Source organism: uncultured Phascolarctobacterium sp. (assembly GCF_937920985.1).
Taxonomy (GTDB): Bacteria; Bacillota; Negativicutes; order Acidaminococcales; family Acidaminococcaceae; genus Phascolarctobacterium_A.
Map to the genome: position 1 here is coordinate 1 of NZ_CALDXR010000062.1, position 13646 is coordinate 13646.

The 13646-nt window shown below is 47.5% G+C and carries 12 protein-coding genes and 3 tRNA genes; 14 read left to right on the plus strand and 1 reads right to left on the minus strand.

All coding sequences use genetic code 11. The features are described from left to right. Positions 1 to 64 precede the first annotated feature (64 nt). The 3 genes from ilvB (at position 65) to Q0612_RS11065 (ending at position 3877) form a co-directional block, all read left to right on the plus strand. Complete coding sequence (gene ilvB, locus Q0612_RS11055) at positions 65 to 1720, plus strand: biosynthetic-type acetolactate synthase large subunit (protein WP_298884670.1); 1656 nt, start codon at positions 65 to 67, stop codon at positions 1718 to 1720. Between the two features lie 111 nt (positions 1721 to 1831). Then, positions 1832 to 3211, plus strand: a complete 1380-nt coding sequence (locus Q0612_RS11060; protein WP_298884672.1) for a lipase family protein — start codon at positions 1832 to 1834, stop codon at positions 3209 to 3211. 27 nt (positions 3212 to 3238) lie between these two features. Beyond that, on the plus strand, positions 3239 to 3877 hold the full coding sequence (locus Q0612_RS11065; RefSeq protein WP_298884674.1) for a uracil-DNA glycosylase family protein: 639 nt from the start codon (positions 3239 to 3241) through the stop codon (positions 3875 to 3877). Between the two features lie 74 nt (positions 3878 to 3951). Here Q0612_RS11065 and Q0612_RS11070 read toward each other — a convergent pair whose 3' ends face one another. After that, positions 3952 to 5508: an ABC-F family ATP-binding cassette domain-containing protein gene (locus Q0612_RS11070; RefSeq protein ID WP_298884677.1), complete on the minus strand. Its 1557-nt coding sequence runs from the start codon at positions 5506 to 5508 to the stop codon at positions 3952 to 3954. Between the two features lie 84 nt (positions 5509 to 5592). Here Q0612_RS11070 and Q0612_RS11960 point away from each other — a divergent pair, with 84 nt between their 5' ends. From Q0612_RS11960 to Q0612_RS11120, 11 genes are all read left to right on the plus strand, one after another. Beyond that, on the plus strand, positions 5593 to 5670 hold the full coding sequence (locus Q0612_RS11960; protein WP_222859551.1) for a putative holin-like toxin: 78 nt from the start codon (positions 5593 to 5595) through the stop codon (positions 5668 to 5670). A gap of 157 nt (positions 5671 to 5827) precedes the next feature. Further along, positions 5828 to 6292: a YhcH/YjgK/YiaL family protein gene (locus Q0612_RS11075; protein WP_298884680.1), complete on the plus strand. Its 465-nt coding sequence runs from the start codon at positions 5828 to 5830 to the stop codon at positions 6290 to 6292. A 169-nt stretch (positions 6293 to 6461) separates the two neighbouring features. Continuing rightward, positions 6462 to 6537: transfer RNA gene (locus Q0612_RS11080), tRNA-Asn, on the plus strand. A gap of 3 nt (positions 6538 to 6540) precedes the next feature. Then, positions 6541 to 6615: transfer RNA gene (locus Q0612_RS11085), tRNA-Glu, on the plus strand. A 5-nt stretch (positions 6616 to 6620) separates the two neighbouring features. Continuing rightward, a tRNA-Val gene (locus Q0612_RS11090) sits at positions 6621 to 6696 on the plus strand. A gap of 543 nt (positions 6697 to 7239) precedes the next feature. Continuing rightward, the gene (gene sufC / locus Q0612_RS11095; RefSeq protein ID WP_009145555.1) at positions 7240 to 7992 is read left to right on the plus strand and encodes a Fe-S cluster assembly ATPase SufC; all 753 of its coding nucleotides are present in this window, start codon (positions 7240 to 7242) and stop codon (positions 7990 to 7992) included. A 14-nt stretch (positions 7993 to 8006) separates the two neighbouring features. Then, a complete protein-coding gene (gene sufB / locus Q0612_RS11100) occupies positions 8007 to 9413 on the plus strand; it encodes a Fe-S cluster assembly protein SufB (RefSeq protein ID WP_009145554.1) in 1407 nt (468 codons plus the stop codon). Between the two features lie 11 nt (positions 9414 to 9424). After that, on the plus strand, positions 9425 to 10528 hold the full coding sequence (locus Q0612_RS11105) for a SufD family Fe-S cluster assembly protein (protein ID WP_298884685.1): 1104 nt from the start codon (positions 9425 to 9427) through the stop codon (positions 10526 to 10528). Next, entirely contained in the window at positions 10518 to 11753 is a 1236-nt protein-coding gene (locus tag Q0612_RS11110) for an aminotransferase class V-fold PLP-dependent enzyme (protein ID WP_298884687.1), read from the plus strand. Before Q0612_RS11105 ends, Q0612_RS11110 begins: the two co-directional genes overlap by 11 nt. Beyond that, a complete protein-coding gene (gene sufU, locus Q0612_RS11115; RefSeq protein ID WP_293391910.1) occupies positions 11743 to 12174 on the plus strand; it encodes a Fe-S cluster assembly sulfur transfer protein SufU in 432 nt (143 codons plus the stop codon). Before Q0612_RS11110 ends, sufU begins: the two co-directional genes overlap by 11 nt. A gap of 141 nt (positions 12175 to 12315) precedes the next feature. After that, positions 12316 to 13515, plus strand: coding sequence for an HD domain-containing protein (locus Q0612_RS11120; RefSeq protein WP_367181739.1), 1200 nt, complete (start codon positions 12316 to 12318; stop codon positions 13513 to 13515). Positions 13516 to 13646 lie beyond the last annotated feature (131 nt).

The window sequence follows — 13646 nt, forward strand, 5'->3', positions numbered from 1 at the left end:
CAGTCAATAAGGGTTATAGGTTACCTTTATCAACCTAAATACATTATATAAGGAGTATAACACTATGCAGCTTACTGGTGCGGAAGTTATGGTGAAATGCCTTGAGGAAGAAGGCGTTTCTACAATTTTTGGTTATCCCGGTGGTGCTATACTGCCGTTTTACAACGTGCTGCGTGATGTAAAAAATATTAAGCATGTACTGACAGCGCATGAACAGGGAGCAGCACACGCTGCTGATGGCTATGCACGTGCCAGCGGCAAGGTTGGCGTGTGCTGTGCTACCTCCGGTCCCGGTGCGACGAATCTCGTAACAGGTCTGGCGAATGCATTTCTTGATTCTATTCCTGTAGTGGCTATTACCGGACAGGTAAAAAGCAGCATGATCGGTCATGATGCATTCCAGGAGGTAGATATTACCGGTATTACTATGCCGATTACCAAGCAAAATTTTCTGGTCAATAAGCCGGAAGAATTGGCACAGACCATGCGCCTGGCTTTTCAGATGGCGAAAAGCGGTCGTCCGGGCCCTGTACTTGTAGATGTAGCGCATGATGTGCAGACGAGCATGATGGAATATCATGCGAGCAAGCTGCGCGAGCTGCCAGTTGCTATACCGCAAAAGGATTTGGTTGCTGCAGCTGTAGCTGCGCTGAACAAGGCTGAACGTCCCGTGATGCTTGTTGGCGGCGGTGTAGCTATCTCCGGTGCGGAATACGAAGCTGTGCATCTTTGCGAAAAAATGCATCTGCCTGTAGCCAGCACGCTGATGGGCTTGGGTTGCATCAGCTCCTATCGCGAGCAGTTTTTGGGCATGAGCGGCCTGCACGGACACGAACGTGCGAATCGTGCTATCTCTAATGCTGATGTGGTGCTGGCGGTTGGTACACGCTTTAATGACCGTGTAACCGGTGACCGTGATAAATACAGCGCGCATAAAACGATTATCCATATTGATATTGATCCTGCTGAATTAAACAAGAATATTGAGAGCAGCATTGATATTGCCGGTGATATGCGCACTATCCTGAAAATGCTCGATAAGGGCTGTAAATCTCATGATATAAAAGCATGGTGGGATACAATTATGACCTGGCCGAGCATGGATGAGGATTATGGAAATAATACTGCGCCGCTCTTTATTAAAGCGCTGAACCCGCTCTTAAAGGGTAAGGATTATTTTGTTGCTACTGATGTAGGTCAGCATCAGATGTTTACGGCACAACATTTGAAGGTGGAATATGCACGTCAGCTGATTACCAGCGGCGGACTGGGAACAATGGGGTTTGGTCTGCCTGCCGCTATGGGCGCAAAATTTGCCTGCCCGGATAAAAAGGTTATTTGTATCAGCGGTGACGGCGGTTATAAAATGACCGGCAGCGAGCTGTTTACATTAGCAAGCAACAATGTTCCTGTAGTTTCCGTTGTTTTCAATAACAGCGGCTTGGGTATGATACGTCAGCTGCAGACTGTACAGTTCAATAAGCGTTTTATGGCTTGCGAATGCCCGGGCTATGTTGACTTTGTGAAATATGCGGAAGCCTTCGGTTTGGAAGGCGAGCATGTCACAACACCGGAAGATTTTGCTGCTGCTGTAAAGCGTGGTTTAGATAAGGACCATACCTATGTAATTGAGGTTGATATCAATCCTAAGGATATGGTAGTACCGATGGTTGCTCCCGGTAAGGGTGTGGATGAATTTGTCCAAGGCCTTGGAGAATAATTGTAAGGTAAGCATATAACAGTATATGTAAAGTAAAATCCCGAATCTCTTCAAGAGGTTCGGGATTTTGTGTTATAATAATAGCAATGGTATGTTACAAGGAGGTGCAGTATGCTTAAGCTTATGCGTTTACTTACAATTATATGTCTGTTTTTCGGCTTGGATACGATGACGTATGCAGCGTCACCTAACCCGGTAAGCTCTGCCTACGTGCAGAGTTATTTTACAACAATCGCAGCAGCATCCTGTCTGGGTGTTTATTTGCCGCATACTTCCCAGGAGTTTGACTATCTGCGCAGCTATGGCTGGCAGATTGAAAGCCAGCAGGGAAATGACGGCAAGGTAGAGCTGAATTATGCTGTAGCCAAAAATTATTTTCCGCAAATTAATAAGCAAATATATCTGGTAACCTTCCGCGGCAGTGCCAGCAAGAGTGACTGGAAGATTAATCTGGAGACGAAAAAGGTTAATTACGGCGGTTCGACCTTAGCGGAGATGCAGGAGCTGGCGGCGCAGCCTGTGCCTAAGGATGGCGCGGCAGTGCATGCAGGCTTTAACAGCTATGTGGATGCCGTGCTGCGCAGTGGCGTAGTTGATGAGAACAGCAAGTTGCGTGGATTGTTCAAGCGTGTAAGCGAGGATCCTGATGCTTATCTTGTACTTACAGGTCACAGTCTTGGCGGAGCGACAGCGACGCTGTTGGGCGAGCGTTTGGTGAGTCTGGGAATGCCTAAGGAAAAGTTTGTTGTTATAACCTTTGGCGCTCCGGCAGTTGGCAACAGCGTATTTGCAGAGCAGTACGGTAATAAGATTAAGCTTGTGCGTATCAGTAACACAGCGGATCCTGTGCCGGGAAGTCTGCAGACGTTTTTCGGCGGCTATAAGCAGTTCGGCGAGCCGGTGAAGTACAGCCTTTCCAATAAAATCAGCAATCTGCAGCATGCTATGGCTATGTATTTTGATTACAGTATCAGCGAATACTATAAAGAGCGTGACAAACAGATAAGCATGGGACGATTGGAGCCTGTTACGGATAGAAAAATTACGCAGCAGCCGGTGGTAGCTGTTTGGGTAAACACTTCCGACAGTCTGAAAAAGCTGGCCTATGTAACGGATATCAAGCGTTTTGTACTTGACGAATATCGCAAAATGCTGCCAAGCTATATTATTATGGAACGCAATCTGCCAAAGGATGCCTATACAACGCAGGATTTACTGAAGCTCAGCAGAGATGCCGGTGCAGAATATATGCTCGTCTGCGGAATAGAAGGTAATCAGGCACCGAAGGAGGGCTATTGGTATCTGACGCTGGAGCAAGGGTTGTTTGATAAAAATGGTCGCATGCTGACGCTTGGCGCTTTCGGACGCAAGGTATCGCCGGCTGTCGGCAATATCCAGGCTGCGGGTGAGAACCTATGGCAGGCACGTGAAGCCTTGTGCGAGCAGCTGCCGTTTATTGTAACGCAGCATGGAGCTCACTTGGGATATTAGAACGTTAAAATAGTGGAGGATGAGAGTATGGATTTAAGTGAATTGGAGGGCGAGCTGGCAAACTGTCAAGCCTGCCCCTTACGTCAGGATGCTATTGCACCCGTGGGCTGGTACGGTAATCCCGAAAGCCCGATTGTTTTTGTAGGAGAGGGCCCGGGCCAGGTCGAGGATGATTACGGCTGTCCGTTAATCGGTCCGTCAGGACAATTGCTGGACAAGGCTCTGTGGGCAGCCAAGATGACGCGTGACAGAGTGTTGACCACGAACGTGATCAAATGCAGACCGAAGAATAACCGTACACCGGATATTGCCGAAGGCGATTTTTGCGCCAAGCAGTGGCTGCAGCGTGAGCTGGAGATTATTCAGCCGAAGGTAATCGTGGCCTTGGGCAGCGTGGCGCTGCATTGTCTGGGACGTCCCGATATGCGCATTACGCGCGACCGCGGTATGTGGTTTCGCACGGAGCAGGGCTTTGACTGCATTGCTACCTATCATCCGGCGTATTTGCTGCGTCAGTACGGCAAGCAGCTGGTGGCTTCCAAATGGGATGTATTCCATGATCTGGAGGCAGCACGCGAGCGTGCCGCACTTTTGGCGCCAGGGTACGAATTTATGTCGGAGGAAAAACCGGATTTATTTAAGATTTTTAAGAAGCGTGTACGCTGAAAAAGCTGCTGCAAGTAAAAAGCGTTCTGCCGCAAAATTACGGCAGAACGCTTTTGTATCTTATGCTTACGATATTAAATAATCTTAGTGGTCCAGTCTTCGATGTTCCAAACCTTATCTACCCAGTCCTCGTAGAATTCCGGTTCATGGGAAACAAGCAGAACGCTGCCCTTGAATTCCTTCAACGCACGCTTCAGCTCATCCTTGGCGTCAACATCAAGATGGTTGGTAGGTTCGTCCAGTACCAGCCAGTTGACATCCTTCAGCATCAGCTTGCACAGGCGCACCTTGGCAGCCTCGCCACCGCTGAGGACGAAAACCTTACTGGTAATATGCTCGTTGGTCAGGCCACAGCCTGCAAGTGCAGCACGCACCTCGTAGTTAGTCAGGCCGGGATATTCGTTCCAAACATCATCGAGAGCAGTATTCTCGTTCTTTTCGCGTTCCTCCTGCTCAAAGTAGCCGGGCTCCAGAAATTCACCCAGCTCAACCTTACCGCTGACAGGCGGAATGATACCCAGAATAGTTTTCAGCAGGGTAGTTTTACCTAAGCCGTTGACACCGCGGATAGCGATTTTCTGACCGCGCTCAAGATTAAAGGTAACAGGACGGGTGAGCGGGCTGTCATAGCCAAGCACCAAATCCTTTGCTTCTACGATGAAGCGGCTGGGAGTACGTGCCTCGGTGAATTTGAAGGTCGGCTTCAGCTTTTCACGCGGCTTTTCAATCATTTCCATCTTATCGAGCTTGCGTTGGCGGCTTTTTGCCATATTGGTGGTAGCAACACGCGCCTTGTTGCGGGCGATGAAGTCCTCCAGCTTAGCAACCTCCTGTTGCTGACGCTCGTAGGCTGCAGCCTTCTGGGATTGATAGATGGCGTACATTTCCTGGAATTTGTCGTAGTCACCGCTGTAACGGGTAAGCTCGCAATTTTCCAGATGATAGATAACATTGACAACCTTATTGAGGAAGGGAATGTCATGGGAAATCAAAATAAAGGCGTGCTCATAGTTCTGCAGGAATTTGGTGAGCCATTCGATATGTTCAACGTCCAGATAGTTGGTAGGCTCGTCCAACAGCAGAATTTGGGAGTTCTGCAGCAGCAGCTTAGTAAGCAGAACCTTGCTGCGCTGACCGCCGGAAAGCTCGCTGACGTCTTTATCCAGACCGATGCTGCCAAGACCGAGGCCGTTGGCGAACTCTTCGATTTTGCTGTCTAAGGAATAGAAACCGCTGTGCTCCAGCTCAGACTGGATTTCACCGACGGTATTCATCATTTTATTAAGCTCTTCGGGAGAAGCATCGCCCATTTTATCGTACAGCTCCAGCATTTGCTGTTCCATAGCGTACATGCCGTCAAAGGCTGTACGCAGAACCTCGCGGATAGTCATGCCCTTTTCTAGGGTGCTTTGCTGGTCCAGATAACCGACGGTAACCTTACCGGGCCATTCAACCTTGCCTTCGTCAGGCAGTACGTGACCGGTTACGATATTCAAAAAGGTGGATTTGCCTTCGCCGTTAGCGCCAACAAGACCTACGTGCTCACCTCGCAGGAGTTTAAAGGAAACGTTTTCTAAAATCTGGCGGCCGCCAAAGGAATGGGAAACATTGGTGACATTTAAGTAGCTCATAAAAACCTCGCTTTATTAGTTTAGTTTTGGTATAATGATAATGGTCTGACGAACGTCGGCTGCCCCTCAAGGGAGGTGGGAGCTATGCGAGTGTACGAAGCCTTAAGTCTTATGATTGCTTTCGGCATTCTTGTTGCGACCATTATCTTGGCTTGTAAGTAACATTACAGAAAAGAAAAAGACCGACATATGACCGCCAGCCTTTTCTTCAATAAAACAATTTTTATGGGAAGAGCTGACGGAACCACTCGTCAGACCAACCTACATATATTATAACAATCAACAATGCTTTCGTCAACGATAGAGGAGGAAAATAATTATGCTGCAAGGAAATAAAAAAGATATTGAAAAGCTGCTGCCGTATGTAAGCGAGCGTTTGCAAAAAGCTTTGGCTTACGTTGCTGCGACTGATTTCAGCAAGGTAGAAAACGGTGAATATGAAATTGACGGACGTAATATTTTCGCCCGTGTAAATACATATGATACAGAGCCTAAGGCTGAACGCCGTCCGGAAAAGCATAACGATTATATTGATGTACAGTTTGTTGCTCGCGGTGAGGAAACAATTTGGTATACACCGCTGACAGCTGATTGTGTAGAAACAGAAAATAAAGCAGAAAAAGAGGACGTAATTTTTTACGCTGACCCGCAGGAGAAGAACTGCGTAGTATTAAATTCCGGTGATTTTGCAATTTTTTTCCCGTGGGAATTGCACAGACCTAATTGTTCTGTAGAAAAAATCGCAAGTAACGTACAAAAAATCGTAGTTAAGGTAAAAGCCTGAAACACGCATGGTTGAGCGGTTTTTGTTGCTTAAACAAATCGGCTTGACGACTTTGGAAAACTTTTTTTGAAAGAATCATAAAAAAGTTCAAAAAAAGTGTTGACAAATGCGTGTGGACTTAGTATAATAACACTCGTGATGTTGAGCAACACAAAACATCACAAAATATTCCCCGATAGTTCAGCCGGTAGAACACCTGACTGTTAATCAGGGCGTCGTAGGTTCGAGTCCTACTCGGGGAGCCACCTGGCCGGTTGGTCAAGCGGTTAAGACACCGCCCTTTCACGGCGGTATCGGGGGTTCGATTCCCCCACCGGTCACCAAATACGGGCGCTTAGCTCAGCTGGGAGAGCGTCTGCCTTACAAGCAGAATGTCAGCGGTTCGATCCCGTTAGCGCCCACCACGTAAATTCAGCACTTCATGCAAATGGAGTGCTTTTTTCGTTATGTGGCTAACTTGCTGTCTGTCAATCAGCAGACATTAGCTGCGTATATTTTTATTATAATCGATAACAGGATGCGAAGCTGAGGCATATGCTTGCGCATCCTGTTTTACTTTGGAAGAGTTTGCAAAAGCTTGCCGAAGGGCTTGAACTTATTAATCGATTTAACCGAATTTTTGCTACTGCGCTTCGATTTGTATTTTTTTCTGCATTGTTTCCGGACAAATTTTTCTTAGACAGTGAATTTTGCTGTTTTGACCATAAATTTTCCCGCCTCACTATAAATTTTCCTGAAAATATTATATAATAAGAAGAATACCGTTAAAAGGCATTTTTATCGCGCTGTATTGCAAAATATTTGCAAATTGTAGGTGTATATTTGCGTTAAGCGCTTGCATAGTGCGAAAAATAATTTTATAATAGGGTATGGAATTCATACTAGAAATGTGGGAATTAAAATTTTGAGAAGCAGTTCTTCCGGATTGCTTCGATTGGAGGATAAATATGGCAGAGAATTTATTAGAGGTAAGGAATCTCGTAGTCAATGTAGAGGACAAAGAGATTCTGCACAATATTAATCTTGATATTAAGCCCGGTGAAACTCATGTACTTATGGGACCTAACGGTGCAGGCAAATCCACCTTGGGTTATGCGCTGATGGGTAATCCAAAATATACCGTAAAGGGCGGCAGTATTAATTTTGCCGGCGAAGACATTACCAAACTTGCCGTAGACAAACGTGCTAAGGCAGGTCTGTTTCTTTCCTTCCAGAATCCGTTGGAGGTTCCCGGCATCAGCCTGAGCAGCTTTTTGAAAACTGCTTTGGAGCAGCAGCGCGGTGTACGCATCAAGGCTTGGGATTTCCGTAAGGAGCTGCGTCAGGCTATGGCTTTGCTGCAGATGGACAGCAAATACGCCGAGCGTGACTTGAACACCGGCTTCAGCGGCGGCGAAAAGAAGAAGGCAGAAATTCTGCAGCTTTTGATGCTGAATCCTAAGCTGGCAATTCTGGACGAAACAGACAGCGGTCTGGACGTTGACGCAGTGAAGATTGTTTCTCAGGGCATTAAAACCTTTCAGGAGCATCGTCAGGGAGCATTGCTGATTATCACTCATAATACTAAAATCCTGGATGCACTGCATGTTGACCACACTCATATTCTGGCTCAGGGACAAATTATCAAAAACGCCGGTCCGGAGCTGGTTGATGAAGTCAGCAAAAATGGCTTTGAAAAGTTTTTGCAGAATAAGGAATAACTGGTGGGGAAAATATGGAAGAAAAAACCTATGTTGATGATATAGACAGAAGTCTTTACGACTTCCGTAACGAGGATAAGGACGCTTACCGCATTCAGGAAGGCCTGACACGTGAGATTGTTGAAAAAATTTCCCGTGAAAAGCATGATCCGGAATGGATGTTGGAATTCCGTCTGAAATCCCTGGATATTTATAATAAGCTGCAGGTGCCGAACTGGGGACCTTCGATTGATGGTCTGAATATGGATAACATCGTTACCTATGTACGTCCGAATACGAACATGCAGGGTAAATGGGAGGATGTTCCCGAAGATATTAAGGATACCTTTGATCGTCTGGGTATTCCCCAGGCAGAACAGAGCAGTCTGGCCGGTGTAGGCGCACAATATGATTCCGAGGTTGTCTATCATAATGTGCGTAAAGAGGTAGAAGAGCAGGGCGTTATTTATACTGATATGGAAAGCGCCTTGAATGGACCTTATGCGGAGATGGTGCATGAGCATTTTATGAAGCTGGTGCCGCCTACTGACCATAAATTTGCTGCACTGCATGGCGCAGTGTGGTCCGGTGGTTCCTTTGTTTATGTACCGAAGGGAGTCAGTGTGGCTATTCCGCTGCAATCCTACTTCCGCTTAAATGCGAAGGGCGCAGGCCAGTTTGAGCATACGCTGATTATTGTTGACGAGGGCGCAGACCTGCACTTTATCGAAGGCTGCAGTGCGCCGAAATATAATGTTGCCAACCTGCATGCAGGCTGCGTAGAGCTGTTTATCGGCAAAAATGCTAAGCTGCGTTATTCTACGATTGAAAACTGGTCGAAGAATATGTATAACCTTAATACCAAGCGTGCCTTGGTTGAAGAGGGCGGTACTATTGAATGGGTTTCCGGCTCTTTCGGTTCTCACGTTTCCTATCTCTATCCGATGAGTATTTTGAACGGAACCGGCGCGCATAGCGAATTTACCGGCGTAACCTTTGCCGGTCACAGCCAGAATCTGGATACAGGCTGCAAGGTTGTACACAATGCACCGAAAACTACTAGCATTGTCAACACGCGCTCTATTTCCAAGAGCGGCGGTATCAGCACCTTCCGCAGCAGCGTAGTTGTTACCAATAAGGCTAAGCAGGCCAAATCTTCTGTTTCCTGCCAAAGCCTGATGCTGGATAATATTTCCCGTTCTGATACCATTCCTGCTATTGATGTGCGTACTGCTGACGCAGATATCGGACATGAGGCAAAAATCGGCCGTATCAGTGACGATGCGGTGTTCTACCTGATGAGCCGCGGTATCAGCGAGGAAGAAGCAAGAGCGATGATTGTCAGCGGCTTTGCGGATAATGTTTCCAAGGAGCTGCCGCTGGAGTACGCTGTTGAGATGAACAACCTTATCCGCCTGGAAATGCAAGGCAGTATAGGTTAAGGAGGAGCAGCATGATAGAAGAATTAGTGATTAATCAGTTGCCTGCTCCGACCTGGAACAGGTTAAAAATGAATGAAACAAAGCTGGCCGGCTTGGAGCTGCCGCAGGATATCTGTGAACCGCGTGTAGCTTTGGAGGGCAGCGTTTGCCTGAATAAAAGCAAGGGCAGCAATTGCTGCGGCTGCAGCGAAAAGGCACAGTGCGCAGTACATGGCACTGATTTTGCCAAAATAGCAGGCGGCGTCGGTGAAGCAATTAGCAGTCTGGGCGAAGGCCAAAAGCTGCGTCTTGTTGCTGACGCAGGCAAGAGTGTAGCTGCTGTTACTCTGCGTTATGCCGATAATACAAGCTGCTATAATCAGATTGAAATCGAAGCTAAGCCCGGCAGTGATGTTACTGTGCTGATGACCTATATTTCCACAGCCCAGGCTAAAGGTCAGGCTAGTGTACAAACTAAGATAGATGTAGCTGCCGGCGCTAAGGTTAAGCTGGTGCAGGTGCAGCTTTTAGGCAGAGACTTCCTGCATATCAACGACGTTGGCAGTGAGCTTGGCAACAATGCTGCCTTTGAGCTTTTGCAAATCCAGTTGGGTGCAGATAAAATCTACAACGGCGTACGTACTGAGCTTCTCGGTGACGGCAGTGATTTCAACGCTGCGATTGGCTACTACGGCCGCCATGGACAGACTGTGGACATGAACTTTATCGCCAACCATTACGGTAAAAAGACTACCTGTGAAATGACTGCGGACGGCGTACTGCAGGGTGGTGCCAAGAAAATTTACCGTGGCACTATTGATTTCAAAAACGGCAGCGCCGGTGCTGTTGGTGACGAAAAGGAAACAGTGTTGCTGTTGAGCGACGATGTGGTTAACCAGACGATTCCGCTGATTCTGTGCAGCGAGGAGGACGTACAGGGCAACCATGGTGCCAGCATCGGCAAGCTTGATGACGAATTATTATTCTACCTGTGCAGCCGCGGCTTCAGCGAGCAGGAGGCTGTTGATATGATGGCCAAGGCGAAGATTGATGCCCTGTGCCGCAAGATTGACGACGAGGATACTGTGCAATTAGTACAGCGCTATCTGGAAGGAGTGATGGCAGATGGTGAATGATAAGGATTTACTGTCCTTTGATTATAAAAAGGATTTCCCTTTGCTGGCAGCTAACGATGTTGCTTATTTGGACAACTCTGCTACCACACAAAAGCCTGCCTGCGTTATTGAGGCAGAGCGTGATTTTTATCTCAAGCACAATGCTAATCCGCTGCGTGGCTTGTATGACCTGGCAATGCAGGCAACCGATATTTATGAAGATGCCCGTGTTGCTGTGCAGAAGTTCATCAATGCCAAAAGCGAGCAGGAAATTATTTTTACCCGCAATACTACAGAAAGCCTGAACCTGGTGGCTTACAGCTATGGCCTGGCTAACCTTAAGCCCGGCGATGAAATCGTTACCACGATTATGGAGCATCACAGCAACATGCTGCCCTGGCGCATGGTTGCGCAGCAGACCGGTGCTGTAGTAAAGTACATTGAATGTGCTGTTGACGGCAGCATCAGCGATGAGGCTATCGATGCTGCTGTAACCGAAAAAACTAAAATCGTAGCGATGGCAGAGGTTTCTAACGTTTTGGGACGCTTGAACCCGATTGCTAAGGCTATTGCCGCTGCACATAAGGTTGGCGCTGTTGCTGTTATTGACGCAGCGCAGAGCGCACCGCATATGGCGATTGATGTGCAGAAAATGGATGCTGATTTTCTTGCCTTCAGCGGTCACAAGATGCTCGGACCTATGGGCATAGGTGTGTTGTACGGCAAGAAGGAGCTGCTGGAGGCTATGCCTCCGTTCCTGAGCGGCGGCGAGATGATCAGCTTTGTAAGTCGTGACGGTCAGGAATATGCACCGCTGCCGCACAAGTTTGAAGCAGGCACGGTAAATGCTGCCGGTGCTGCCGGACTGCATGCTGCTATCGAATATATCAACAGCATTGGCTTTGAGGTAATCGAGGCGCGCGAAGCAGCGCTGACGAAATTAGCTTTTGATGCCATGCAGAAAATTCCCGGTGTGCATATTATCGGCGGTAAAACTGCAGAGGAGCACAAGGGTATTCTTACCTTTACGGTAGAAGGCGTGCATCCGCATGATATTGCTGCAATCCTTGATGCTGACGGCGTAAATATACGTGCCGGCAATCATTGCGCTCAGCCGTTGCTGGACCACCTTTGCACAGGTGCAACTGCCCGTGCAAGTCTGGCCTTCTACAATTCGGCAGCAGATGTAGAGCGCTTCATCAACAGCTTATCTACAATAAGGGAGAGAATGGGCTATGGCAGATAATAGAGCCTTTTATAATGAAATTTTGATCGACCACAATATGCATCCTGGTCATAAGCATGATTTGCCTGACGCAGATGTAGAGATGCGCGGCTATAATCCCAGCTGCGGTGATGATATCACCATGAAGCTGAAGCTTGCTGACGGTGTGGTTGTCGACGGTGCCTTTCAGGGCAGTGGCTGTGCAATCAGCCAGGCAAGTGCTGACATGATGCTGGATCTTGTTATCGGCAAGAGTGAAAAAGAGGCTTTGCGCCTTGCTGATATTTTCCTGCGCATGATTAAAGGGACCGCCAGCGAGGAAGAGATTGACGAGCTGGAAGAAGCAGGTGTGCTGCAGGATGTATCCCACATGCCGGCGCGCGTTAAATGCGCCGTGCTTGGCTGGCATACACTGGAGCAGATGCTGGATAAAAAGGCATAAGTTAATTAACGGGCAGCTTTCGCACAGGCGGAGGCTGCCTTTTAATATATGCAGGTACAAAATAAAGTTATCGGCGTTCTTGCCAAAAGCCTGCTTTTGCTGTTAAATAAGAGTAGACGTGTTTATGAGGGAGATGAAGCAATGCTGACCAAAAGCTTTATTGAATTTTTATATGATGCAGCGCATATCCAGCGTTGGAATGAGCATATCCGCCCCAGCGGCTTTACAGAGCTTGATAAGCAGGCTCATAAGATGATGATTATGTATGTGCTGGCCCGCCATGAGGAGGATGACCATGGTGCGCAGCTCAACTGGCGTCTGCTGATTGAAGGCGGTATTTTTGAGTTTTTGCAGCGTAACGTGCTGACTGATATCAAGCCGCAGATTTTTCATGAAATGATGCGTGTCTATGGCAAGGAGCTTAACGCTTGGGTTTATCAGGAGCTGCGTAGAAGAATTCCTGATATTCAGGAGGACTTTATGGAGAAAATGCAGTGCTATTTCGAGGATCCGCAATACTGTGCTTTGGAAAAAAAGATTTTGCGCGCAGCACATTATCTGGCAACGAAGTGGGAATTTGAGCTGATATATCACTTTAATGAGGGTATTTACGGCAGTGAGGATACCAAGGCTGTTATAGAAAACGAGCTGGAGGATCATTACGACTTGGCGGCAGTAAAGAAGCTGGCGCTTAAGGGCAAGAGCAGCAAGTTTATCGATCTTGTCGGCCAGCTGCGCTTCCAAAAGCGTTGGGCGCAGTCGCCGCGTGTTCCTGAAACCTCTGTTATGGGGCATGTACTGCTGGTAGCGATTATGGGCTATTTTTGCGCAGTTAAGCTGGGAGCCTGTGATGAGCGTATCGTGGGCGATTTCCTCTGCGGCCTTTTCCACGATTTGCCGGAGGTGCTGACACGCGATATTATTTCACCGGTCAAACGCAGTGTACCGGGCCTTGATGAGCTGATTAAGCGCATGGAAAAGCGTATGGTAGCTGAAAAGATCCTGCCGCTCTTGCCTTATACCTGGCATGAGGATATTCTGTATTATACGCAGGATGAATTTTCCAACCGTGTCAGAATTGACGGCAAGGTAGTACATACGAGTATTGAAGAGATTAGCAGCAAGTACAACAAGCCGGGCTTCCATGCGATTGACGGCAGTGTCCTTAAGGGCTGCGATAATCTTTCGGCCTTTGTGGAGGTGTGGTTGTCACGTCGCTATGGTATAACCTCCAAGCATATGGAGGAGGGCGAGCGGGCGATTCGCGAGCAGTACAAGCATAAAATTATTGGTGGAATTGATTTTGGCAGAGTATATGATGAGTTCCCTATAATAGACTAAAGTAAAACGCCGGCGGCTTCGCTGGCGTTTTTACTGTAAACAAAATGGTTTTGTAAGTAAAAAAGCTCTTGAATATAAGAAAGGTTACAAAAAATTCTGTAGACACTGAATAATGTACACGTTATAATAAG